This window comes from Klebsiella sp. Ech2A (assembly GCF_030078455.1).
GTDB lineage: Bacteria > Pseudomonadota > Gammaproteobacteria > Enterobacterales > Enterobacteriaceae > Klebsiella > Klebsiella terrigena.
In genome coordinates, this window is the sequence record NZ_JAQGFU010000003.1 from 69,392 (window position 1) to 94,185 (window position 24,794).

At 58.5% G+C, this 24,794-nt stretch carries 20 protein-coding genes; 13 read left to right on the forward strand and 7 right to left on the reverse strand.

All coding sequences use genetic code 11. The annotated features are described in order from the left end of the window. Positions 1 to 78 precede the first annotated feature (78 nt). Positions 79 to 639 carry an ADP compounds hydrolase NudE gene (gene nudE / locus PFH44_RS01650; protein ID WP_041147478.1) on the reverse strand — a complete coding sequence of 187 codons (561 nt, stop codon included), beginning with the start codon at positions 637 to 639 and terminating at the stop codon, positions 79 to 81. Between the two features lie 476 nt (positions 640 to 1,115). Between nudE and PFH44_RS01655 the strand changes: the two genes are divergently transcribed. The 5 genes from PFH44_RS01655 to pckA all read left to right on the forward strand — a co-directional run bounded on the left by PFH44_RS01655 (position 1,116) and on the right by pckA (position 7,296). Beyond that, the gene (locus tag PFH44_RS01655) at positions 1,116 to 3,248 is read left to right on the forward strand and encodes an intracellular growth attenuator family protein (RefSeq protein ID WP_283824125.1); all 2,133 of its coding nucleotides are present in this window, start codon (positions 1,116 to 1,118) and stop codon (positions 3,246 to 3,248) included. Positions 3,249 to 3,307: 59 nt separating this feature from the next. Then, positions 3,308 to 3,979 (forward strand): GMP/IMP nucleotidase, encoded by a 672-nt coding sequence (gene yrfG, locus PFH44_RS01660; RefSeq protein WP_045854035.1) that lies wholly within the window; start codon positions 3,308 to 3,310, stop codon positions 3,977 to 3,979. A gap of 9 nt (positions 3,980 to 3,988) precedes the next feature. Further along, the gene (gene hslR / locus PFH44_RS01665; protein ID WP_041143011.1) at positions 3,989 to 4,390 is read left to right on the forward strand and encodes a ribosome-associated heat shock protein Hsp15; all 402 of its coding nucleotides are present in this window, start codon (positions 3,989 to 3,991) and stop codon (positions 4,388 to 4,390) included. A gap of 45 nt (positions 4,391 to 4,435) precedes the next feature. Continuing rightward, positions 4,436 to 5,314, forward strand: coding sequence for an Hsp33 family molecular chaperone HslO (gene hslO, locus PFH44_RS01670; RefSeq protein ID WP_283824126.1), 879 nt, complete (start codon positions 4,436 to 4,438; stop codon positions 5,312 to 5,314). 359 nt (positions 5,315 to 5,673) lie between these two features. Continuing rightward, positions 5,674 to 7,296 (forward strand): phosphoenolpyruvate carboxykinase (ATP), encoded by a 1,623-nt coding sequence (gene pckA / locus PFH44_RS01675; protein ID WP_283824127.1) that lies wholly within the window; start codon positions 5,674 to 5,676, stop codon positions 7,294 to 7,296. A gap of 107 nt (positions 7,297 to 7,403) precedes the next feature. Here pckA and envZ read toward each other — a convergent pair whose 3' ends face one another. Both envZ and ompR read right to left on the reverse strand, forming a co-directional pair. Next, complete coding sequence (envZ, locus tag PFH44_RS01680) at positions 7,404 to 8,765, reverse strand: two-component system sensor histidine kinase EnvZ (protein WP_045854032.1); 1,362 nt, start codon at positions 8,763 to 8,765, stop codon at positions 7,404 to 7,406. Continuing rightward, positions 8,762 to 9,481 carry an osmolarity response regulator transcription factor OmpR gene (ompR, locus tag PFH44_RS01685; RefSeq protein WP_001157751.1) on the reverse strand — a complete coding sequence of 240 codons (720 nt, stop codon included), beginning with the start codon at positions 9,479 to 9,481 and terminating at the stop codon, positions 8,762 to 8,764. Before ompR ends, envZ begins: the two co-directional genes overlap by 4 nt. Before the next feature lie 247 nt (positions 9,482 to 9,728). Here ompR and greB point away from each other — a divergent pair, with 247 nt between their 5' ends. From greB to feoC, 5 genes are all read left to right on the forward strand, one after another. Next, positions 9,729 to 10,202, forward strand: a complete 474-nt coding sequence (gene greB, locus PFH44_RS01690; protein ID WP_045854031.1) for a transcription elongation factor GreB — start codon at positions 9,729 to 9,731, stop codon at positions 10,200 to 10,202. 150 nt (positions 10,203 to 10,352) lie between these two features. Next, the gene (locus tag PFH44_RS01695) at positions 10,353 to 12,680 is read left to right on the forward strand and encodes a Tex family protein (RefSeq protein WP_283824128.1); all 2,328 of its coding nucleotides are present in this window, start codon (positions 10,353 to 10,355) and stop codon (positions 12,678 to 12,680) included. A gap of 407 nt (positions 12,681 to 13,087) precedes the next feature. Beyond that, entirely contained in the window at positions 13,088 to 13,315 is a 228-nt protein-coding gene (gene feoA / locus PFH44_RS01700) for a ferrous iron transporter A (protein ID WP_004868486.1), read from the forward strand. A 29-nt stretch (positions 13,316 to 13,344) separates the two neighbouring features. Further along, positions 13,345 to 15,663, forward strand: coding sequence for a Fe(2+) transporter permease subunit FeoB (gene feoB / locus PFH44_RS01705; RefSeq protein WP_283824129.1), 2,319 nt, complete (start codon positions 13,345 to 13,347; stop codon positions 15,661 to 15,663). 9 nt (positions 15,664 to 15,672) lie between these two features. Beyond that, a complete protein-coding gene (gene feoC, locus PFH44_RS01710) occupies positions 15,673 to 15,909 on the forward strand; it encodes a [Fe-S]-dependent transcriptional repressor FeoC (RefSeq protein ID WP_133600048.1) in 237 nt (78 codons plus the stop codon). 70 nt (positions 15,910 to 15,979) lie between these two features. On the opposite strand, the gene PFH44_RS01715 is transcribed toward feoC, so the two are convergent. Continuing rightward, complete coding sequence (locus PFH44_RS01715) at positions 15,980 to 16,249, reverse strand: YdgH/BhsA/McbA-like domain containing protein (protein ID WP_283824130.1); 270 nt, start codon at positions 16,247 to 16,249, stop codon at positions 15,980 to 15,982. A 109-nt stretch (positions 16,250 to 16,358) separates the two neighbouring features. Then, entirely contained in the window at positions 16,359 to 17,141 is a 783-nt protein-coding gene (gene bioH, locus PFH44_RS01720; protein WP_283824131.1) for a pimeloyl-ACP methyl ester esterase BioH, read from the reverse strand. Between the two features lie 39 nt (positions 17,142 to 17,180). On the opposite strand from bioH, the gene gntX reads away from it, so the two are divergent. The 3 genes from gntX to gntT all read left to right on the forward strand — a co-directional run bounded on the left by gntX (position 17,181) and on the right by gntT (position 20,155). Further along, positions 17,181 to 17,855 (forward strand): DNA utilization protein GntX, encoded by a 675-nt coding sequence (gene gntX / locus PFH44_RS01725; protein ID WP_283824132.1) that lies wholly within the window; start codon positions 17,181 to 17,183, stop codon positions 17,853 to 17,855. 58 nt (positions 17,856 to 17,913) lie between these two features. Further along, positions 17,914 to 18,489 carry a Fe-S biogenesis protein NfuA gene (gene nfuA / locus PFH44_RS01730; protein WP_045854024.1) on the forward strand — a complete coding sequence of 192 codons (576 nt, stop codon included), beginning with the start codon at positions 17,914 to 17,916 and terminating at the stop codon, positions 18,487 to 18,489. Between the two features lie 349 nt (positions 18,490 to 18,838). Further along, positions 18,839 to 20,155 (forward strand): gluconate transporter, encoded by a 1,317-nt coding sequence (gene gntT, locus PFH44_RS01735; protein WP_283824133.1) that lies wholly within the window; start codon positions 18,839 to 18,841, stop codon positions 20,153 to 20,155. Between the two features lie 102 nt (positions 20,156 to 20,257). On the opposite strand, the gene malQ is transcribed toward gntT, so the two are convergent. After that, positions 20,258 to 22,348 carry a 4-alpha-glucanotransferase gene (malQ, locus tag PFH44_RS01740; protein WP_283824134.1) on the reverse strand — a complete coding sequence of 697 codons (2,091 nt, stop codon included), beginning with the start codon at positions 22,346 to 22,348 and terminating at the stop codon, positions 20,258 to 20,260. A 10-nt stretch (positions 22,349 to 22,358) separates the two neighbouring features. Next, a complete protein-coding gene (gene malP, locus PFH44_RS01745) occupies positions 22,359 to 24,749 on the reverse strand; it encodes a maltodextrin phosphorylase (RefSeq protein WP_283824135.1) in 2,391 nt (796 codons plus the stop codon). Positions 24,750 to 24,794: the final 45 nt, after the last annotated feature.

The window sequence follows — 24,794 nt, forward strand, 5'->3', positions numbered from 1 at the left end:
AAAGCGCCTGCGGGCGCTTTTTCTTTTTCATCCATTCGTACGGGCAATGCCCCGCGTCACCTTGAGGCGCGCTTCGAACTACAGCCGCCCCTGAGCCTGCAGCCACTCGCGCAGCAGGAACAGCGCGCTGACGTTGCGCGCTTCGTTAAAATCTTCTTCGTCCAGCAGCGTCATTAGCTCGGAAAGCGGCCAGCGCACCTGCGGTAAAGGTTCCGGCTCATCGCCCGGCAGCGACTCAGGATAGAGATCTTCGGCAACCAGGATATTCATTTTGCTGGAAAAGTAGGACGGCGCCATGCTCAGCTTTTTCAGAAACGTCAGCTTCTGCGCGCCGAAGCCAACCTCTTCTTTCAGCTCGCGGTTGGCCGCTTCCAGCACGCTTTCACCCGGATCGATCAGCCCTTTCGAGAAGCCTAACTCGTAGGACTCCGTTCCTACCGCATATTCGCGAATCAGAATAATATGGTCATCGACAATCGGCACAATCATCACTGCTTCACGCGTAGAAGGCCGCATACGTTCATAAACGCGGCGCACGCCGTTGCTGAATTCCAGATCCACGCTTTCAACGTTAAAAAGACGCGAACGCGCTACCGTTTCAACATTGAGAATGGTGGGTTTTTGTAATGATTTGCTCATCGTCATCGGTCTATGCTGTGATTACAGAGGTCATTGTGCGATATGGAGCACGCTTTCGGCAATTCAATTCGCCACTAATTTACATAGTTGCAACGTATCAGCGCTCAATGAGAGAATCATAAAGATAAAAAAGTCAATAGGTTGAAATGTATTTGAGAATTTACCGATTCCTGCATTTTAACGTTTTTGATAAGCTTGTATGCTGCTGTAACGCACAATAAATTTTCCCTTACTTACACAATATCTGCCGGTAGCAAACTGCAGGCTCACGCGACGAGCCTCTCCCGTCGGGCGTAAGTGTCGCCGGCAGTCTGAGCGGATAGCGCGCAGAAACCGAAGCGTACCCAGCGTACCCGAGGATTTTGCGCTCTTCCCAGGCCCATAATCGCAGGTAACATAATCCTGAAGGATGGCTTTTGAGTGTTAATGGCAGCCAACGATACCGCTAAGAAAAGAGTAACTATGATGGGATGGGCATGGGCACCTTTCTGATTTTCTTCACGGCACTGCTGCTCTGCGCACTGCTGATCGGGTGGTGGTATCGCGCGCATGCCAGACGTCGTCGCCTCCCTTTACTGCACGCCTTCAGCGATGCCGCTACGCGCAAGCTCTCCGCCGAGGAGCGCCGGGCGGTAGAAAAGTATCTCGAGGGGCTCAGCCAGGCGCAGAAGATACCGGCTACCGGTGCCAGCGTTGCGCCGGTCTCTCTGACGCTGAACGCGCAGAGCGAGACCGTTATTACGGTAACCCGGGCCATCACCCGCTATGGCATCACCACCGACGATCCGAACAAATGGCGCTACTTCCTTGATTCAGTGGAGGTTCACCTGCCTCCGTTTTGGGAACAGCATATCAACGACGAAAATAGCGTCGACCTGATCCCAACCGACAGCCTGCCGCTGGTTATTGCCCTCAACGGCCACGCGCTCAGCGACTACCCGCAGGAGGCCCGCGGCTACGCGCTTGAAAGGGCGTCGGCTACCCAGGCCTCCATCCGCGGTGAAGAGAGTGAGCAGGTCGAGCTGCTGAATATTCGCCAGGAGACCGCCGAAGAGCATGCGCTTAGCCGCCCCGACGGTCTGCGCGAGGCGGTCCTGATCGTGGCCGCGTTCCTGCTGTTTTACTTCAGCCTGATCAGCCCCTACGTTTTCACGCCCTGGCTGCTCGGCGGCGGGCTCCTGCTGCTGCTCGCTGGCCTGTGGGGAATGTATGCTCCGCCGCGTAAAAACGCGCTGCGGGAGATCCACTGCCTGCGCGGAATGCCAAAACGCTGGGGTCTGTTTGGTGAAAACGATCAGGAGCACATCAATAATATCTCCCTGGGGATCATCGACCTTATCTATCCCCGCCACTGGCAGCCCTGGATTGCCCAGGATCTCGGCCAGCAAACGGATGTCGATATCTACCTCAGCCGTCACGTCGCGCGCCAGGGACGCTTCCTGTCGCTACACGATGAGGTCAGGCACTTCCCGCTCCAGTACTGGCTACGCAGCGCCATTATCGCCGCCGGCGCCCTGCTGGTGGTGGTGATGCTGTGGGCCAGCGTGCCGCTGAATATGCCGTTTAAATTCACGCTTTCGTGGCTCAAGGGCGCGCAGACCATCGAAGCGACGACCGTCGCTCAGCTGGAGAAGTCGCAGGTCCGCATCGGCGATACCCTGCGGCTGAAGGGCACCGGCATGTGCAATATCCACACTCCGGATACCTGGACGGCAAAAAAAGAGAACTCGCCGTTTATGCCGTTTGACTGCTCGCAAATCGTCTGGAACGATGCCCCTCCCCTGCCGCTACCGGAGTCCGACATCGTCGGCAAAGCCACCGCGCTGATGCAGTCCGTCCAGCGCCAGCTGCATCCTGACCCGGACGATGATTCACGCGTTAGCCCGGCGCTGCGCTCGGCCATTCAGAAATCGGGAATGGTGCTGCTGGATGATTTTGGCGATATCGTTATCAAAACCAATAGCCTGTGCTCGGCGCAAGATGACTGCACGCGCCTGAAGAATGCGCTGGTCAACCTTGGCAATACGCGCAGCTGGGATGCCCTGACCAAACGCGCCAGCTCGGGCAAACTGGACGGCATCAACGTGCTGCTACGCCCGGTCAGCGCCGAGTCGCTGGAAAACCTGGTGACTACCTCCACGGCGCCGTTCGTGATCCGCGAAACGTCGCGCGCGGCGCAGGCGCTGAACAGCCCGGCTCCCGGCGGTTTTTTAATCGCCAGCGATGAGGGCAGCGATCTGGTCAATCAGCCGTGGCCAACCGTCAGCCTGTATGATTACCCTGCCCACGATCAGTGGGGCGAGCTGCAGCGGCTGGCCGGAATGCTGATGCATACGCCTTTCCACGCCGAGGGCATCGTCACCAATCTCTATACCGATGCCAACGGCACGCAGCATATCAATCTGCACCGCATTCCCGATCGCTCAGGGCTGTGGCGCTATCTCGGCACGACGCTGCTGCTGCTGGCGATGCTCGGCTGCATGTCCTGGCACGGCGTGCTGGCGATCCGCCGCTACCAGCGCCATCGCCAGCGGATGGAAGAAATTGAGAAGTATTATGAAAGCTGCCTGAACCCGGTACTCATCTCCTCGCCGGAACATCACGAGTAATCCTTTGCGCGACGGGGTGTGTTAACCTGTCGCGCATTTCCCCTCGCTGGAGACTCACCATGCACTTTGATATCGCCTGGCAGGAGGTTGATACCGTTCTGCTGGATATGGATGGCACCCTGCTCGACCTCGCCTTCGACAACTATTTCTGGCAAAAGCTGGTTCCGGAAACCTGGGGAGCCGCCCGCGGCCTTAACCTGCAGGAGGCCAGAGAAGCAATGCGCCAGGAGTATCACGCGGTGCAGCATACGCTAAACTGGTACTGTCTTGACTACTGGAGCGAGCGCCTGAATTTGGATATTCGTGCGATGACCAGCGAGCAGGGGCCGAAGGCCGCCCTGCGCGAAGATACCGTGCCGTTCCTTGATGCTCTCAAAGCCAGCGGCAAGCGGCGGATCCTGCTGACCAACGCCCATCCGCACAACCTGGCGGTCAAGCTCAAGCACACCGGTCTTGATGCACACCTTGATTTATTGCTTTCCACCCACACATTTGGTTATCCGAAAGAGGATCAGCGCCTGTGGCGTGCGGTGGCTGAGGAAACCGGCTTCGATGCGCATAAAACGCTGTTTGTTGATGACAACGAGGCGATCCTCGATGCGGCAGCGCAGTACGGGATTCGCTACTGTCTTGGGGTGACCAATCCTGATTCCGGGCTGGCGGAAAAGCGCTACGCCCGCCATCCTGGCATGAATGATTACCGGCGCCTGATCCCCTCGCTGACGCAATAAGGAGAGGCCATGAAAGAGAAGCCCGTCGTCGCCATCAGGCTGGACAAATGGCTTTGGGCAGCCCGCATCTATAAAACCCGTGCGCTGGCGCGCGAGATGATTGAAGGCGGCAAGGTGCACTATAACGGACAGCGCAGCAAGCCTGGAAAAATCGTCGAGCTGGACGCCACCCTGACGCTACGCCAGGGCAACGACGAACGCACCGTCGTCGTAAAAGGCATTACTGAACAGCGCCGGCCCGCCAGCGAAGCCGTCGCGCTGTACGAAGAGACGGTAGAGAGCATCGAGAAACGCGAAAAAATGGCGCTGGCGCGCAAAATGAACGCGCTAACCATGCCGCATCCCGACAGACGTCCGGACAAGAAAGAGCGCCGCGACCTGATGAGATTTAAACACGGCGATAGTGAATAACGGCCTGAACTCCAGGCAGCGCTGTTGCCAGCAAGAGAGACTATTATGACTCAACACGATCAATTACATCGTTACCTGTTTGAAAACTATGCCGTGCGCGGCGAGCTGGTAACCGTTTCAGAAACGCTGGAACAAATTCTGACTAACCATAGCTACCCGCAGCCGGTCAAAACCGTGCTGGCGGAGCTGCTGGTTGCTACCAGTCTGCTGACCGCAACGCTGAAGTTTGCCGGCGATATTACCGTGCAGCTGCAGGGTGACGGTCCCCTCTCTCTGGCGGTGATTAACGGCACTAACCAGCAGCAGCTGCGCGGCGTCGCGCGCATCCAGGGCGAGATCCCGGAAGATGCCGATCTGAAAACGCTGGTGGGTAACGGTTATCTGGTCATTACCATCTCTCCGGATGAGGGCGAGCGCTATCAGGGCGTCGTCGGTCTGGAAGGCGAAACCCTGGCCGCCTGCCTGGAAGATTACTTCCAGCGCTCGGAACAGCTGCCGACCCGCCTGATCATCCGCACCGGTGAACATGACGGAAAACCGATGGCCGGCGGCATGCTGCTGCAGGTGATGCCGGCGCAGGACGCTCAGGCCGCAGATTTCGAGCACCTGGCGACCCTGACGGAGACCATCAAGGCCGAGGAGCTTTTCACCCTGCCGGCTAACGATGTCCTGTGGCGCCTGTATCATGAAGAAGAGGTCACGGTTTACGATCCGCAGAACGTGGAGTTCAAATGTACCTGCTCCCGCGAACGCTGTGCGGGCGCGCTGAAGACCCTGCCGGATGAAGAAATTGATAGCATCCTGGCCGACGAGGGCGAAATTGATATGCACTGCGATTACTGCGGCAATCACTATCTCTTCAACGCCATGGATATTGCTGAAATCCGCAATAACGCTTCCCCGGCCGATCCCCAGCTTCACTAATCGTCCCCTTCGCCAGGCGCTTCGCCGGGGGTTTTCTCCCCCGCCGCTCCTGGCGTCAAGTTTTTTACGCGCGAGATGAATCGATTCCCACTGAAAGGGTTACGTAATTTTCTTTCAGGAAAGCGATTACATTCACAGTTCGGCAGTTTTTTTAATTACTTTTTAACCATTAAGAAACATCTATCCCCACCAATAGCCAATTTCCTGAGATAATCCACCCGTTTCGTGACAGGAGTCACCGTGTTTTCCGTCAGCAAGGCGTTTGTCGAGATACGTAAATCTATGAGCCTGGTCGCGGTCTATACCCCTCAATAACCCCTACAATTTAAAGCAGTATATATTGGCTAAGGAGCAGTGACATGCGCGTTAATAATGGTTTAACCCCGCAGGATCTCAAGGCTTATGGTATCAACGACGTCCAGGATATCGTCCACAATCCCGACTACGACACATTGTATAAGGAGGAGCTCGACCCCAATCTGGAAGGGTATGAGCGTGGCGTATTAACCGATCTTGGTGCTATCGCTGTCGATACCGGTATTTTCACCGGCCGTTCGCCGAAAGATAAATATATCGTTCGTGACGATACGACCCGTGACACCGTCTGGTGGTCTGATAAGGGTAAGGGCAAGAATGACAACAAGCCGCTCTCACAGGAGACCTGGCAGCACCTGAAGGGACTGGTTACCCATCAACTCTCCGGCAAGCGTCTGTTTATCGTTGACGCCTTCTGCGGCGCCAATGCCGACACCCGCCTGAGCGTACGCTTTATTACCGAGGTGGCCTGGCAGGCGCACTTCGTCAAAAATATGTTTATCCGCCCGACGGATGAAGAGCTGGCGGTATTTGAGCCGGATTTCATCGTGATGAACGGCGCGAAATGCACCAACCCGCAGTGGCAGGAGCAGGGGCTGAACTCAGAGAACTTCGTCGCCTTCAACCTGACCGAGCGTATCCAGCTGATCGGCGGGACCTGGTACGGCGGCGAAATGAAAAAAGGGATGTTCTCGATCATGAACTACCTGCTGCCGCTGCAGGGCATCGCGTCAATGCACTGCTCGGCCAACGTCGGTGAGAAAGGCGATGTCGCCGTCTTCTTCGGCCTCTCCGGTACCGGTAAAACCACCCTTTCCACCGATCCAAAGCGTCGCCTGATTGGCGATGACGAACACGGCTGGGACGACGACGGGGTGTTTAACTTCGAAGGCGGCTGCTACGCGAAGACCATTAAGCTTTCCGAAGCCGCCGAGCCTGATATCTACCACGCCATTCGCCGCGACGCGCTGCTGGAAAACGTCGTCGTTCGCCCGGACGGCACCATTGATTTTGATGACGGCTCAAAGACCGAGAACACCCGCGTCTCCTACCCGATCTATCACATCGAAAATATTGTTAAGCCGGTATCGAAAGCGGGCCACGCCACCAAGGTTATCTTCCTGACGGCCGATGCCTTTGGCGTACTGCCGCCGGTATCGCGCCTGACCGCCGATCAGACGCAGTACCACTTCCTCTCCGGCTTTACCGCCAAGCTCGCGGGAACCGAGCGCGGCGTAACGGAACCGACGCCGACCTTCTCCGCCTGCTTCGGTGCCGCCTTCCTGTCGCTGCACCCGACGCAGTACGCGGAGGTGCTGGTCAAGCGCATGCAGGCATCCGGCGCGCAGGCTTACCTGGTGAACACCGGCTGGAACGGCACCGGCAAGCGTATTTCGATTAAAGATACCCGCGCGATCATCGATGCGATCCTTAACGGCTCGCTGGATGACGCGGAAACCTTTACGCTGCCGATGTTCGACCTGCAGATCCCAACCGAGCTGCCGGGCGTGGATACCCATATCCTCGATCCGCGCAACACCTACGGTTCGCCGGAGCAGTGGCAGGAAAAGGCCGAGCAGCTGGCGAAGCTGTTTGTGGAAAACTTCGAGAAGTATACCGATACGCCGGCGGGCGCGGCGCTGGTTGCCGCAGGGCCGAAGCGCTAAGCGTGAACGCGCGTTAAGAAAAAGCCGGGCTTTGCCCGGCTTTTTTATGCCTCATCTTTATGCCTCGTTGCCCGGCTTCACGGGCTGGCAGCCTGGCGCAGCGGCTATCAGCTCTCTTTGTTCAGTCTCGCCGGCGCGAGGGCGCGATGAACGGGGATCGGCAGCCATGCGCGAATCAACAGCCCACCCCGCTCGCTGGAACCTATCTCCAGCCGACCGTTATGGTTATCGATAATACGCTGCACGATGGCCAGCCCCAGGCCGGTACCGCTGGTGCTGCGGGCGCTATCGCCGCGCACAAACGGCTGGAACAGGTGCTCGCGCTGCTCCGGCTTGATGCCAGGGCCATCGTCCTCGACCTGGAACCACGCGCTGCTTGCTTCACTTCCGCTGCTGACCTTAATCCAGCCGTTGCCGTAGCGCGCGGCGTTCACCACCATATTGGCCAGCGCGCGCTTGATGGACAGAGGATGGATGCGCAGCGGGATCTCCCCTGCCTGCAGGTCGGTGGCAATTTCGCGCTCATAGCCGCTTTCCGCCGCGATAACCTCACCCAGCACCGAGTTCAGGTCCGCCAGCTCCATCGGCATCTCCTGCCCGGTACGCAGATAGTCAATAAACTGCTCGATGATGGCGTTACACTCTTCGATGTCTTTATTGATCGACTCGGCAAGGTAACCGTCTTCTGCCGCCATCATCTCCGTCGCCAGGCGAATACGCGTCAGCGGCGTGCGCAGATCGTGGCTCACGCCGGCCATCAGCAGCGTGCGATCGTCAGCCAGCTGCTTCACGCCCGCGGCCATATGGTTGAAGGCGCGGGTCACCGAGCGAACCTCTGACGCCCCGTACTCGCGCAGCGGCGGCGGAATAATGCCCCGCCCAACCTGCAGCGCCGCGTGCTCAAGGTCAACCAGCGGTCGGTTCTGAATACGGATAAAGAGCCAGGCCCCGCCGATCGCCAGCAGCATAATCGCCAGGGTATAGCGGAATAGCGGCGAGAAATCGCCTTGATGGATTTCCGTCAGCGGGACGCGCACCCAGATATTGGGGGAGAGCCAGGTTTTCAGCCACACCACCGGCGAGCTTTTGTTGACCTCAACCCGCACTTCGGTTGGCCCGCCGAGCTGGTGCGCCATCTGCTGGCTTAAAAACTCATAGTGCTGCGCCCAGCGCAGACCCGCATCTTCCGCCGCTTCGTTGGAGTAGAGCGAAATGCCCAGCTCCCGATAAATCTCGCGACGAAAGGCCGGAGGCACCACCAGCTGGGTGCCATCCTCGAGCTGCAGCTTGTCGGTCATCAGCATACGGACTTCGTAGGCCAGAACCTTATTAAACTGCTGCAGACTCGGCAGGATCGCGAAATTCAGCACCACCAGATAGGTCGTCACCAGGCTGACAAACAGCAGGGTGACGATCAGCAGCAGGGTGCGAGCAAACGAACTTCGCGGCGAAAAGCGCACGCGTTTCATGCCTTAGAGCCGTCCGGTACGAAGACGTAGCCAAGGCCCCACACGGTCTGGATATAGCGCGGATGTGCCGGATCCTCTTCCACCATGCGGCGCAGGCGGGAGATCTGCACATCGATGGAGCGCTCCATCGCCGAGTATTCGCGGCCGCGGGCAAGGTTCATCAGCTTATCGCGGGAGAGCGGCTCGCGCGGGTGGCTCACCAGCGCCTTCAGCACCGCAAACTCACCGCTGGTCAGCGGCATAGGCTCATCTTCACGGAACATCTCGCGGGTGCCGAGGTTAAGCTTGAACTTACCAAACGCGATAACCGCCTCTTCCTGCGAGGGCGCGCCCGGCAGCTCGTTCGCCTGACGGCGCAGCACGGCGCGGATACGCGCCAGCAGCTCGCGCGGGTTAAAGGGTTTGGGAATGTAGTCGTCGGCGCCGATCTCGAGGCCCACGATGCGGTCAACTTCTTCCCCTTTCGCCGTCACCATAATGATCGGCATCGGGTTGCTCTGGCTACGCAGGCGACGGCAAATGGACAGGCCATCTTCGCCAGGCAGCATTAAATCCAGCACCATCAGGTGGAAGGACTCGCGGGTCAGCAGGCGATCCATCTGTTCAGCGTTGGCTACGCTTCGAACCTGGAAGCCCTGCTCGGTCAGATAACGCTCGAGCAGCGCGCGCAGGCGCATGTCGTCATCGACAACCAGAATCTTATAATTCTCTTGCATTGTTTATACTCCCAAAGGTTCACTGCAATGGTCAGTGCGTATTCTCAAAAAAGCCCGTGCCGGCCACCAGCTAAATCTGGTATATATTCCAGGCTAAATTGTTACAAAGCATATTTAACAGCAGCTTAAGTATACATTTAATCATAAGACACATTATTTATCCTGTCGGTATTATTGCGCGCTACGAATTGTGCGCAGCCGCACAGAACCCTGCGCAATACCAGACAGTCAGAAGGTAGAACGATTAATGAAAACGCCGCTGATCACCCGTGAAGGGTATGAAAAACTTAAAAAAGAGATGGACTACCTGTGGCGCGAAGAGCGTCCTGAAGTCACCAAAAAAGTCACCTGGGCGGCGAGCCTCGGCGACCGCAGTGAAAACGCCGACTATCAGTATAATAAAAAACGCCTGCGCGAAATTGACCGCCGGGTACGCTATTTGAGCAAATGTCTTGAGCATCTGAAGATCGTTGATTACTCCCCGCAGCAGGAGGGCAAGGTGTTCTTCGGCGCGTGGGTCGAGATTGAAAACGACAGCGGCGACAGCAAGCGCTTTCGCATCGTCGGCTACGATGAAATCTTCGGCCGCAAAGACTATATCTCGATCGACTCGCCCATGGCCCGCGCCCTGCTGAAAAAAGAGGTCGGCGACCTGGCGATCGTCCAGACGCCCGCCGGCGAAGCCAGCTGGTACGTTAACGACATTGAATACGTCAAATAGAGCCCTGCACCATCAGGCGGTTTATTTGCCGCTTTGCTCGCGGATCTCTGCCCGGAAGATTCCGAGAGACCTCCGCCGCGACTGGCATTTTGCGGTGCCAGTCCGTATAACTATCCCCTGATTTTTTGATCCAGTAGATGAAGCCAAGCCATGATGAATGATTCGCTCTGCCGCATTATTGCGGGTGAACTTCAGGCCAGGACTGAACAGGTAGAAGCTGCCGTTCGCCTGCTTGATGAAGGGAACACCGTGCCGTTTATTGCACGTTATCGTAAAGAAGTCACCGGCGGTCTGGATGACACGCAGCTGCGTAATCTGGAAACCCGCCTCGGCTACCTGCGCGAACTGGAAGACCGCCGCCAGTCGATCCTTAAATCGATCGGCGAGCAGGGTAAACTGACCGATGCGCTGGAAAAAGCCATCACCACCACCCTGAGCAAAACCGAGCTCGAAGATCTCTACCTGCCGTATAAGCCAAAGCGCCGCACCCGCGGGCAAATCGCGATCGAAGCCGGGCTGGAGCCGCTGGCGGATCTGCTATGGAACGACCCGTCCCACGATCCGGAAGCCGAAGCCGCCAAATTTATCAATGCCGACAGCGGCGTGGCGGATACCAAGGCCGCCCTCGACGGCGCGCGCTATATCCTGATGGAGCGCTTCGCGGAAGATGCCGGGCTGCTGGCAAAGGTGCGCGACTATCTGTGGAAGAACGCGCATCTGGTCGCCACCGTGGTCAGCGGGAAAGAAGAGGAAGGCGCGAAGTTCCGCGACTACTTCGATCATCATGAACCGATTTCAACCGTGCCTTCTCACCGCGCGCTGGCGATGTTCCGCGGCCGCAACGAAGGCATCCTGCAGCTGGCCCTGAACGCCGATCCGCAGTTCGACGAGCCGCCGAAAGAGAGCCACTGCGAACAGATCATTATCAGCCATCTCGGCCTGCGCCTGAACGGCGCGCCGGCGGATAGCTGGCGTAAAGGGGTGGTGAGCTGGACCTGGCGCATCAAGGTCCTGATGCATCTCGAAACCGAGCTGATGGGCACCGTACGCGAACGCGCGGAAGATGAAGCCATTAACGTCTTTGCCCGCAACCTGCACGACCTGCTGATGGCGGCGCCTGCGGGACTGCGCGCGACGATGGGCCTCGATCCGGGCCTGCGTACCGGCGTGAAGGTGGCGGTCGTTGACGGGACCGGCAAGCTGGTCGCCACCGACACCATCTATCCGCATACCGGCCAGGCGGCTAAAGCCGCGGTGGCGGTCGCCGGGCTGTGTCAAAAGCACAACGTTGAGCTGGTCGCCATCGGTAACGGCACCGCATCGCGCGAAACCGAACGCTTCTTCCTCGACGTGCAGCAGCAGTTCCCGAAGGTCACCGCGCAGAAGGTGATCGTCAGCGAAGCGGGGGCGTCGGTTTATTCGGCCTCCGAGCTGGCGGCGCTGGAGTTCCCGGACCTTGACGTTTCCCTGCGCGGCGCCGTCTCTATCGCCCGCCGCCTGCAGGATCCGCTGGCCGAGCTGGTGAAGATCGATCCAAAGTCTATCGGCGTCGGCCAGTACCAGCACGATGTTAGCCAGTCCCAGCTGGCGCGCAGGCTGGATGCGGTGGTTGAGGACTGCGTAAACGCCGTCGGCGTTGACCTCAATACCGCCTCCGTGCCGCTGCTCACCCGCGTCGCCGGGCTGACCCGCATGATGGCGCAGAACATCGTCGCCTGGCGCGATGAAAACGGTCAGTTCCAGAACCGCCAGCAGCTGCTGAAGGTAAGCCGCCTCGGTCCAAAAGCCTTTGAACAGTGCGCGGGGTTCCTGCGCATCAACCACGGCGATAACCCGCTGGATGCCTCCACCGTTCACCCGGAAGCCTATCCGATCGTTGAGCGGATTCTGGCCGCCACTCAGCAGGCGCTACAAGAGCTGATGGGTAACAGCAGCGAGCTGCGCAACCTCAGGGCCAGCGAGTTCACCGATGAGAAATTCGGCGTGCCGACGGTGACCGACATCATCAAAGAGCTGGAAAAACCGGGCCGCGATCCGCGTCCGGAATTCAAAACCGCGAAGTTCGCTGATGGCGTAGAAACCATGAACGATCTGCTGCCCGGCATGGTGCTGGAAGGGGCGGTCACCAACGTCACCAACTTTGGCGCGTTTGTCGATATCGGGGTTCACCAGGATGGCCTGGTGCACATCTCATCGCTATCGAACAAGTTCGTGGAAGACCCGCATACCGTGGTCAAAGCGGGCGATATCGTCCAGGTTAAGGTGATGGAAGTTGACCTGCAGCGTAAGCGTATCGCCCTGACGATGCGCCTGGATGAGCAGCCAGGCGAGAGCAACTCGCGCCGCAGCGGCGGCGAGCGCCCGCAGGGCAATCGTCCGCCGGCAAAAGCGGCGAAGCCGCGCGGCCGTGAAGCGCAGTCGAACGGCAACAGCGCCATGATGGACGCGCTGGCGGCGGCCATGGGTAAAAAACGCTAGCCCTCTCCTGCCCCTCGTTCCGGGGGGCATTCTTCTGCTGACAGCGCAGCAATATTGCGCAAACCGCGCGCAATAAATTCCAGTAAGCTGTTAATAAGCGCGAACGGAAATTCTATTTATTGATATTTTCATTTCATTAACCAATGAAACCTTAATTAAACATTAATTGAAAAAAACAGTATTTAACCTATTTATCGTTACTACATAGACCTTGAGTAATATCAACAAAACGACAACTACCCGGCAAAAGTCTATTATTTCGCCCGTTATGTATTGATGATAAAAACTATTCTCATTATCATTATTTGCAGTATCAATTATTCTTCGTTGGCGATGCTCCCCCGAAGCCGCACAGCCGCTGCTGCACGGTGAGCTCTCGCTCAGTTAGCGATATACAAGTAGGCCCTATGCAATTCACTCCTGATAGCGCTTGGAAAATTACCGGTTTCTCTCGCGATATAAGCCCGGCTTATCGGCAGAAACTGTTATCCCTTGGCATGTTGCCTGGCTCCTCTTTTAACGTGGTACGCGTGGCGCCGCTTGGCGATCCTGTGCATATCGAAACCCGGCGCGTGAGCCTGGTATTACGTAAAAAAGATCTCGACCTAATAGAACTGGAAGCGGTTGCACAATAACGCCCGGCCCGGCAATAAGAGTCTGAAATATGAAAAAATTAACCATTGGTTTAATTGGTAATCCTAACTCCGGCAAGACCACGTTATTTAATCAGCTCACCGGCGCCCGCCAGCGCGTGGGGAACTGGGCCGGCGTAACCGTTGAGCGTAAAGAGGGAGCCTTTACCACCACGGATAATCAGGTCACGCTGGTTGATCTGCCCGGGACCTATTCGCTGACCACCATCTCCTCGCAAACCTCGCTGGATGAGCAGATTGCCTGTCACTATATTCTCAGCGGCGACGCCGACCTGCTGATTAACGTCGTGGATGCGTCAAACCTTGAGCGCAACCTCTACCTGACGCTCCAGCTGCTGGAGCTGGGGATCCCCTGCGTCGTGGCCCTGAACATGCTGGATATCGCCGAGAAGCAGAAAATTCGCATCGACGTCGATGCCCTCTCCGCGCGCCTTGGCTGCCCGGTTATCCCGCTGGTATCGACCCGCGGCCGCGGTATCGAAGCCCTGAAAATGGCTATCGATCGTCATCAGGAAAACAGCGCGATTGAGCTGGTGCACTATCCGCAGCCGCTGCTGCGCGAGGCGGAAAAACTGGCGCAGGCCATGTCCAAAGACATTCCGCAGCGCCAGCGCTGCTGGCTCGGCCTGCAGATGCTGGAAGGTGATATCTACAGCCGCGCCTACGCCGGCAACGCCGCCGATAGGCTCGATGCCGCCCTTGCGAACCTGGGCAAAGAGATTGACGATCCGGCGCTGCATATTGCCGATGCCCGCTATCAGAGCATTGCCGCCATCTGCGATGCCGTCAGCAACACGCTGACCGCCGAGCCGAGCCGATTCACCGCCGCGATGGATAAAATTATCCTCAACCGGGTGCTTGGCTTGCCCATTTTTCTGTTCGTCATGTATCTGATGTTTTTACTGGCCATCAACATCGGCGGCGCGCTGCAGCCAATATTCGACGCCGGATCTGTGGCTATCTTTATCCACGGCATTCAGTGGCTGGGCTATACCCTGCATCTCCCGGAGTGGCTGACCGTGTTCCTCGCCCAGGGGATCGGCGGCGGTATTAACACCGTGCTGCCGCTGGTGCCGCAAATCGGCATGATGTACCTGTTCCTCTCCTTCCTCGAAGACTCCGGCTATATGGCGCGCGCGGCGTTCGTGATGGACCGCCTGATGCAGGCGCTGGGCCTGCCGGGGAAATCCTTCGTGCCGCTGATTGTCGGCTTCGGCTGCAACGTGCCGTCGGTGATGGGCGCGCGTACGCTGGATGCGCCGCGCGAGCGCCTGATGACTATCATGATGGCACCGTTTATGTCCTGCGGCGCGCGGCTGGCTATCTTTGCCGTGTTCGCCGCGGCCTTCTTCGGGCAAAACGGCGCGCTGGCGGTCTTCTCGCTGTACCTGCTCGGCATCGTGATGGCAATCCTCACCGGCCTGATGCTCAAGCACACCATTATGCGCGGTGAAGCCTCGCCGTTCGTGATGGAGCTGCCGGTCTATCACGTACCGCATATCAAAAGTCTGGTCATCCAGACCTGGCAGCGCCTGAAAGGGTTCGTCCTGCGGGCGGGTAAAGTCATCGTGATCGTCAGCATCTTCCTCAGCGCGCTGAACAGCTTCTCGCTCAACGGCAAGCTGGTGGATAACATTAACGACTCGGCGCTGGCGTCGGTCAGCCGGGTCATCACCCCGCTATTTAAGCCGATTGGCATTCATGAAGACAACTGGCAGGCAACCGTCGGGCTGTTTACCGGCGCAATGGCCAAAGAGGTGGTCGTCGGCACGTTAAACACGCTTTACACCGCCGAAAATATTCAGAATGAAGCCTTTAATCCTCAGGAATTCCACCTCGGCGACGAGCTGCTGGCGGCGGCGGATGAAACCTGGCAGAGCCTGAAAAGCACCTTCAGCCTCAGCGTGCTGGCGAACCCGATTGAAGCCAGCAAGGGCGATGGCGAAATGGCAACCGGCGCCATGGGCGTGATGAGCAGCAAATTTGGCAGCGCCGCCGCGGCGTACAGCTATCTGATTTTCGTCCTGCTCTATATTCCGTGTATCTCGGTGATGGGCGCCGTCGCTCGCGAATCGAGCCGCGGCTGGATGTCGTTCTCCATCCTGTGGGGGTTGAATATCGCCTTCTCGCTCTCCACGCTCTACTATCAGACCGTGAGCTTTAGCCAGCACCCGCGCTACAGCCTGGTATGCATCCTCGCCGTCGTGCTGTTCAACGTCGTGCTCTTTGGCCTGCTCCGTCGCGCGCGCAGTCGGGTTGACGTCTCGCTGCTGGCGACGCGCAAAACGCCGTCGTCGTGCTGCCAGAGCCCGGCCGGCGATTGCCACTAAGGAGTGATGATGGCGTCGTTAATTGAAGTACGCGATATGCTGGCACTGCAGGGGCGGATGGAGGCCGCGCAGCTCAGCGCCCGTCTGCACGCGCCGCAGCCGCTGGTTGACGCGATGCTGGGCCGGCTCGAAGCCATGGGCAAGGTTCAGCGGGTAGCTCAGGACCCTGAGGGATGCCTCTCCGGCAGTTGCAAAAGCTGCCCGGAAGGAAAGGCCTGCTTAACGGAATGGTGGTCGCTGCGTTGACGGTGTGTACAGAGTAAGCACGGGCCGCCGTCGGCGGGAAGAAGCGGGTCCAGGGGACCCGCCTGGCGGATTATTTATAGACGTCAGCGTTAGCGTGAACCGTTTTTTCGTTCTTCTCACCGGCAATCACCACGAAGTATTTACCGCCGAGCTCATCCGCCTTTTTCGACAGATCGCGCTTCGCATCCATCGGCGAGGTCGTTTTAGAGGTGGTGATGCTGCCGACTTTCGTCAGATTCATCGACGCCACTTCATCTTTTTGAATCTCTTTCGCCGCAAATGCGCCAAAAGACAGGGTTCCAATCACCAGAGATGCGACAACGCTCGTTATAAGCTTCATAGTTTCAATGCTCCTGAAGGTTGTTTTTATAGATCGCGAAGACGACGGCTATCATCTCTCCCCGCGACCCTCTAAGTATTACCGGGAGCAGCATTTTTGCCACGGTGCGCTAAAACAAAAGTTTCAGCCTGCTTTTTAGCCTCAGTAGCGGCTCGCAAAACGCCTGCGGATGCGAGATAAACGGCGCATGGGCCGCCTTGTCGAAGACGATGGATTCACTCTTTTCCCACATTGTATCAAGAAGGGGGACGATTTTGCGCGGCACCAGGCCGTCCAGGCGACCGTACAGCCGCAGGAACGGCATCGGCAGCGCCGCCAGCGGCTGGCGCAAATCGGCGGTTTTCAGGATTTCGAGCCCGCCGTTCAGAGCCGCTATCGACGGCATCGGTAGCGACAGGACGGTGCTTTTCAGCGCCCGGGCATCCTGGCGCGCGCTTTCGGTTCCCATCGTTTGCAGGGCCAGAAAACGCTCGACGGTGCGCTGAAAGTCGTCGCTGAGCTGCTGCTGAAAACCGCTCAGCACTTCCGGCTTAATGCCCGGCCAGTCGTCGTGCGCGCTGAAGCTCGGGGAAGAGGCGACGGTAACCAGCGCCAGCACGCGCTGAGGATGCTGTAAGGCTATCTGGCTTGCCACCAGGCCCCCCAGGCTCCAGCCCAGCCAGATGGCCTGCTCAGGGGCTTTTTTCAGCACCTGCTGCGCCATCTCCTCCAGCGACAGCGCGCCGAAACCGCTGCTGCGACCATAGCCCGGCAGGTCAACCACGTGCAGCGTGAAGTGCGAAGCCAGCTGCGGCGTAATGCAATCCCACACCCCGGCATTCAGCCCCCATCCGTGCAGCAGCACAAGATGACACTTCCCTTCGCCCACGGTTTGCCACCAGATGTCGTTCATCAGCTATTGTTCTCTTTTCACCAGATATCAGGGGGAAATATGCTAACAGCACACGGCTTATGCTGGCTATGCCAAATGCCGCTGGCCGTTGCCAGCTGGGGGTTCTGCTCCCGCTGCAGCGCATCGCTGACCTCCCGTCAGCCCCGATGCCCGCGCTGCGGCCTGCCCGCCGGCACCGGCACCGTCCCCTGCGGTCGCTGCATCCAGGATCCCCCGCCGTGGCAGCGGCTGGTGGCCGTCAGCGACTACCTTCCGCCGCTCAGCGGCCTGATCCACCAGCTGAAATTTACCCGCCGCCCGGAGCTGGCCCCGGCGCTGGCTCGTATGCTGCTGCTGCGTATCCGCCAGAGCGAAGGCCTGCCGCCTGCGGACAGGATTGTCGGCGTCCCGCTGTGGCAGCGGCGGCAATGGCGGCGAGGTTTTAACCAGAGCGATCTGCTGTGCCGTCCTCTGGCCCGCTGGACGCACGCCGCCTGGCGCAGCGACGCGCTGCGCCGCAGCCGCCCTACCGCAGCTCAGCATCAGCTCACCGCGAGGTTACGTAAGCGGAACCTGAAAAATGCGTTTCAGCTTGAATTATCGGTTCGGGGTCACCATATCGCCATTGTGGATGATGTCGTCACAACCGGAAGCACCGTCGCCGAGATATCCCGCCTGCTTTTGCGAAACGGCGCCGCGACGGTTCAGGTATGGTGTATATGCCGTACCTTGTAGACCCCTGCTGATGGGCGTATAATAACCCAGTAAAATAGTCAACTATTAGGCCAACGCTATGATCCGTATTTCCGATGCTGCACAAGCGCACTTTGCCAAACTGCTGGTAAATCAGGAAGAAGGGACACAAATTCGCGTATTTGTGATTAATCCCGGCACCCCAAACGCTGAGTGCGGCGTATCCTACTGCCCACCGGATGCGGTGGAAGACACCGACACGACGCTGAAGTTTGAGCAGCTGACCGCGTACGTCGACGAACTCAGCGCGCCGTACCTGGAAGATGCCGAAATCGACTTCGTGACCGATCAGCTTGGCTCCCAGCTGACGCTGAAAGCGCCAAACGCCAAGATGCGTAAAGTCTCCGACGACGCGCCGCTGATGGAGCGCGTTGAGTATATGCTGCAATCGCAGATCAACCCGCAGCTGGCCGGCCACGGTGGTCGCGTGACGCTGATGGAAATCACCGAAGACAACCTGGCGATCCTGCAGTTCGGCGGCGGCTGTAACGGCTGCTCAATGGTCGACGTGACTCTGAAAGAAGGGATCGAGAAGCAGCTGCTGAACGAATTCCCGGACCTGAAAGGCGTGCGCGATCTGACCGAGCACCAGCGCGGCGAGCACTCCTACTACTAAGCCGCCCGCCATACCGCACTCCCAGCCCGGCCGTATTTTGCTGCCGGGCCGCTCCCTTCTGACGCATCCCCTCCCGCCTTATCGCTAGTCGTACGTGCAAAAAACCCGGGAAAGAGTATGACTTAAGTCTCATATTTAAAATATTCACCGCCAGGGTGATTCTCAACCTTCATATGTTACCCGTATCATCTCTCTCAGGTTCCGCTGCTATAAAAATAGCCAGCTATCCTTTCTGATAAGAAGTGATAGTCGATTTTATGGCGCCATACAGTTTGTGTCCCCGCCCGGAGCAAACGGAACAAGATTGAAGTTTTACGTTACCCATAACAAATGAAAGGCCAGGTAAATTATGCCATTAGTCATCGTTGCTATCGGGGTCGCCCTGTTATTACTGCTGATGATCCGCTTCAAAATGAACGGCTTCATCGCTTTGATTCTGGTGGCGCTCGCCGTCGGACTTATGCAGGGCATGCCTCTGGATAAAGTCATCGTATCCATCAAAAACGGCGTCGGGGGCACCCTCGGCAGCCTCGCGCTGATCATGGGCTTTGGCGCAATGCTCGGCAAGCTGCTGGCAGACTGCGGCGGCGCGCAGCGAATTGCCACCACGCTTATCGCTAAATTTGGCAAAAAGCATATCCAATGGGCGGTCGTTCTGACCGGCTTCACCGTCGGCTTCGCGCTGTTCTATGAAGTGGGCTTCGTCCTTATGCTGCCGCTGGTGTTCACCATCGCCGCATCTGCCCGCATCCCGCTACTGTACGTTGGCGTGCCGATGGCAGCCGCGCTCTCCGTGACCCACGGCTTCCTGCCACCGCACCCGGGCCCGACGGCGATCGCCACTATCTTCCACGCCGATATGGGTAAAACCCTGCTGTACGGTACGCTGCTGGCAATCCCGACCGTGATCCTTGCCGGCCCGGTCTTCGCCCGCTTCCTGAAAAACATCGATAAGCCGATTCCGGAAGGCCTGCACAACCCGAAGACCTTCACTGAAGAAGAGATGCCTGGCTTTGGCGTCAGCGTCTGGACCTCTCTGGTGCCGGTGGTGCTGATGGCGATGCGTGCCGTTGCCGAAATGCTGCTGCCGAAAGGCCACGCGTTCCTCAGATACGCCGAATTCTTTGGTGACCCGGTGATGGCAACGCTGATCGCCGTTCTGATTGCCCTGTTTACCTTTGGCCTCAACCGCGGCCGCTCGATGGAACAGATCAACGAAACGCTGACCTCGTCCATTAAAATCATCGCCATGATGCTGCTGATTATCGGCGGCGGCGGCGCCTTTAAGCAGGTTCTGGTTGATAGCGGCATGGATAAGTACATCGCCTCGATGATGCATGGTTCCAGCATGTCTCCGCTGTTTATGGCGTGGTCCATTGCGGCGGTTCTGCGTATTGCGCTGGGTTCGGCGACCGTTGCGGCCATTACCGCGGGCGGTATCGCGGCTCCGCTGATCGCCACCACCGGCGTCAGCCCTGAGCTGATGGTTATCGCCGTCGGCTCCGGCAGCGTGATTTTCTCTCACGTCAACGACCCGGGATTCTGGCTGTTCAAGGAGTACTTCAACCTGACCATCGGCGAGACCATTAAGTCGTGGTCGATGCTGGAAACGATTATCTCGGTCTGCGGCCTGATCGGCTGTCTGCTGCTGGGAATGGTCGTGTAAAGGTCGATTAAGCATAAAAAAGGCCGGGTATGCGTGAAGCTACCCGGCCTTTTTTATTTATCGTTTTGGCCGCTTCCCCGCCGCCGGGGAAGCGCTACCTCATTACGGTTTCTTCTTTGCTGCCGCCCTGCGACGCTTGTCTAAATCCTTGATCAGCTTGTTGACCTGCGCATCGGCAAACATCTGCTCGAGCGAAGTCGACAGCTTGCGCCGCCAGTTCGGATACTCGGTGCTGGTGCCCGGAATGTTAACCGGTGAAGCCATCTCCAGCCAGTCCTCCGGCTGCAGGCCCAGCAGCGCGCTGTTGCTGTCGGCGATGTAGCGCTGCATCCCGCGGTTGAGGGTTGAGGTCATCGTCATCAGCGACGCGTTATGCCCGGCCCTCTTGGGCAGACAGCCGTACTTATGCAGCGCATCCAGCAGCCCCTGCTTCGCCAGCTCCCGGTCCTGATATAGCCCGCGCAGCACCACTTCATCCGGATAGAGCCCGAGGGATTTACCGAGCGTCAGGTCGCCGCTTTCCCAGTAGCCGCGCAGCGTTGGCAGGTCATGCGTTGTTGCCACAGCCATTGATTGTTCCGGATACGTCTGCGGCGCACGGAACGTTTTCTCATTGTCATTTTCAAAATAGAGCACTTTGTAGGAGTAGACGCCGCTCTTACGCAGCTTGCTGACAATTTCCACCGGCACGGTGCCCAGATCTTCACCGATCACCATGCAGCTATGGCGCTTACTCTCCAGCGCCAGAATAGAGAGCAGATCGTCTACCGGATACTGAACGTAGGCCCCATGATCGGCGGTTTCGCCGTACGGGATCCACCACAGGCGCAGCACCGACATCACGTGGTCGATACGCAGCGCGCCGCAGTTTTGCATATTGGCGCGCAGCAGCTCGATAAACGGCTCATAGGCGCGGGCGACGATGATGTGCGGATCCATCGGCGGCAGGCCCCAGTTTTGCCCGAGCGGGCCCAGAATATCCGGCGGAGCCCCTACCGAGGCTTTCAGGCAGTAAAGCTCGCGATCGCACCAGGTCTCAGACCCGCCTTCCGCTACGCCAACCGCCAGATCGCGATAGAGGCCAATCGGCATCGCATCGCGCTGGCTGGTGTGCCAGCAGGTGGCAAACTGCGAACAGGCCAGCCACTGCAGCCAGAGGTAAAAATCCACCTCATCAGCGTGTTCCGAACAGAACGCTTTCACCTCCGGGCTGGAGATATCCTGGTACGCCTTTGGCCAGGCCGGCCAGCCCCAGCGCAGCGGATCCTGCTGAACCTGCCGCGCGTGCAGCGCATCAAACGCCGCCTGCCAGTAGAGGCTTTCCCCTTCGCGCTGCACGAACTGACGGAACTCCGTCATCGCCTCATCGCTGCGGGCAGAGAAGCCTTTCCAGGCCATGCGCAGCGCGGTCATCTTCAACGCCGTGACGGCGGTGTAGTCAACATCATCCGTCTGCCGCGCCGCCTGTAAAGCCTGCCGGGTCGCCGGCAGCTGCCACCACGTCTGCGCCTCTTTGCTCAGGCGGAAATCTTCGACCGCGTTAACGTCGATATAGATAACGTTCAGCCAGCGGCGCGAGGAGGGGCTGTACGGGCTGGCGCTTTCCGGGTTGGCCGGATAGAGCGCATGAATCGGGTTGAGGCCAATAAACGCCCCGCCTCGCTGAGCGATTTCCGGCAGCATCGCGCGCAGGTCGCCGAAGTCGCCAATCCCCCAGTTTTTTTCCGAACGCAGCGTATACAGCTGCACGCAGGCGCCCCACAGCTTCTGCCCCTCTTTCAGGGCCTGCGGCTCGTAGCAGCGCACCGGGGCGACAATCGCCCGACAGTGCCAGCGGTCACCGTTCCGGGTGAGCGTCAGGGTATGGTAGCCTTCCGGCAGTTTGGTCGGCAGCGACAGCGTGTCGCCGCCTTTTACCTGCCCCTGATACTGCTTCCCTTCTTCGGTGGTCAGGATCCAGTGAAACTCACCGTGCCCGGCCACCGGCAGCGACATTTTTTTGCCGTGGGTGAAAACCTGTACGTTCGGCAGCGGGTTAACCGCCGCCTTCGCGACGGTGGTCGTACGATGCATCGCATCAAGCAGACGCTGCTTGGTCACCGCGGCAATCGACTGCGGCTTGCCGTGCGCGTTGATGTAGCTCGGGCTGATCCCCGCCGCTAGCGCGGCGTTATCAAGGCGTTTCGTCTCCATAGGCCTGTCCTTAGCGTTTTGCCTGCCAGATACGTTGCTGATAATCGCGAATTGAGCGATCGGAGCTGAACATGCCGCAGCGGGCGGTATTCAGGATCGTTGCCCGGGTCCAGGCTTCCTGGTCACGGTAGAGCTCATCCACCTGCTTCTGCGCGGCCACATAGGTCGCGAAGTCAGCCAGCACCAGGTACGGATCGCCGCCTTTGAGCAGGCTATGCAGCATCTGGTCAAACGCGTGCTTATCGCCGCCGCTGTACTTACCGCTTTCCAGCTCTTTCAGCACCGCGTCCAGGAGCTTGTCTTTCTTACGCCATTTCAGCGGATCGTAGCCTTTGGCCTTCAGCGCCTTAACTTCTTCCACGGTATTACCGAAGATAAAGATGTTCTCCTCGCCCACCTGCTCGGCGATTTCAACGTTCGCGCCGTCCAGCGTGCCGACGGTCAGCGCGCCGTTCAGCGCCAGCTTCATGTTGCCGGTACCGGAGGCTTCTTTACCCGCCGTCGAGATCTGTTCAGAGATGTCCGCCGCCGGGATCAGCATTTCCGCGGCCGACACGCAGTAGTCCGGCAGGAAGACCACCTTCAGCTTATCGCCCACCAGCGGATCGCTGTTGACGGCCTGCGCCACCTTGTTGATAGCGAAAATGATATTCTTCGCCAGGTAGTAGCCCGGTGCCGCCTTCGCGCCGAACAGGAACACGCGCGGTACGCGGTCGGCCTGCGGGTTTTCGCGAATCTCTTTATACTGCGCCAGGATATTCAGCAGGTTGAGGTGCTGACGTTTGTACTCATGCAGGCGCTTAATCTGGATATCAAAAATCGCCTGCGGGTTAATGTCGATCCCGGTACGCGCCTTCACAAACTCGGCGAGGCGAACCTTGTTGGCCTGCTTAATCTCGCGATAGCTCTGGCGGAACGCCGCATCATCCGCGTACTTTTCCAGGTTAATCAGCTGGTCGAGATCGTTCGCCCACTCTTTTTTCAGCGATTTATCGAGCAGCGCGGCCAGGGCCGGGTTGCACTGTTTAATCCAGCGGCGCGGCGTGATGCCGTTGGTCACGTTGTGGAACTTGTTCGGCCACAGCTGGTGATATTCCGGGAACAGATCCTTCACCACCAGCTCGGAGTGCAGCGCGGCCACGCCGTTTACCGCAAAACCGCTGACCACGCACATGTTCGCCATGCGAACCTGCTTGTCATGCACCACCGCCAGCTTAGCCCATACCTGCTCGTCGCCGGGCCAGGTTTTCTCCACCAGCGTCTTAAAGCGGGCGTTAATCTCTTTGATAATCTGCATATGGCGCGGCAGCAGCGCTTTGACCAGCTTCTCGTCCCAGCACTCCAGCGCTTCAGGCATCAGCGTGTGGTTGGTGTAGGCGAAGGTTTTACTGGTGATTGCCCACGCGTCGTCCCAGCTCAGCTGGTGCTCGTCGATCAGCACCCGCAGCAGTTCAGGGATCGCAATCGTCGGGTGAGTATCGTTCAGCTGAATGACTTCATAATCCGCCAGCTCGGCCAGCTTACGGCCCGCCAGGTGATGGCGACGCAGAATATCGGCAACCGAGCAGGCGCACTGGAAGTACTGCTGCATCAGGCGCAGCTTTTTCCCGGCCTGGTGGTTGTCGTTCGGATAGAGCACCTTGGTCAGCTTTTCCGCGTCGATGCCCTGCTGCTCGGCGCGCAGGAAATCGCCGTCGTTAAATTTGGTCAGGTTGAACGGATGCGCGTGCTTAGCCTGCCACAGGCGCAGCGGCTGCGCGACGTTGTTGCGATAGCCCAGCACCGGCAGATCCCAGGCTTCACCGGTAATCACGAACGCCGGCTCCCAAAGTCCGTTTTTCGAGACCTTGCCGCCAAGCCCAACCTGCACGTCGAGCTGCTCGTTGTGGCGGAACCACGGATAGCTGCTGCGTCCCCAGTCATCCGGCGCTTCCGCCTGCTGGCCGTCGTCGAAAGACTGACGGAACAGGCCGTACTGATAGTTCAGGCCATAGCCGGTTGCCGACTGGCCGACGGTGGCCATCGAATCCAGGAAGCACGCCGCCAGGCGACCCAGACCGCCGTTACCCAGGCCCGGATCGATCTCCTCTTCCAGCAGGTCAGTCAGGTGAACGTCGTGCGCCTTCAGCTCATGGCTCACCCCTTGATACCAGCCAAGGTTAAGCAGGTTGTTACCGGTCAGACGACCGATTAAAAACTCCATCGAAATGTAGTTAACGTGGCGCTGGCCTTCGGCAGGCCTGGCCGCCGGCTGAGCCGCCAGCAGCTCGGCTAACGCGCCGCTCACGGCACGCCACCACTGACGCTGGGTCATCTCAGAAGCGGACTGTAGGCCAAAATGCTGCCACTGACGCGTCAGTGCAGCCTGAAACCGATCTTTGTTAAAAGAAGTCTGTGACATAAGAAATCCGGGTCCTTTACTAAAACGTTAGCGTTAGTGTGCCGA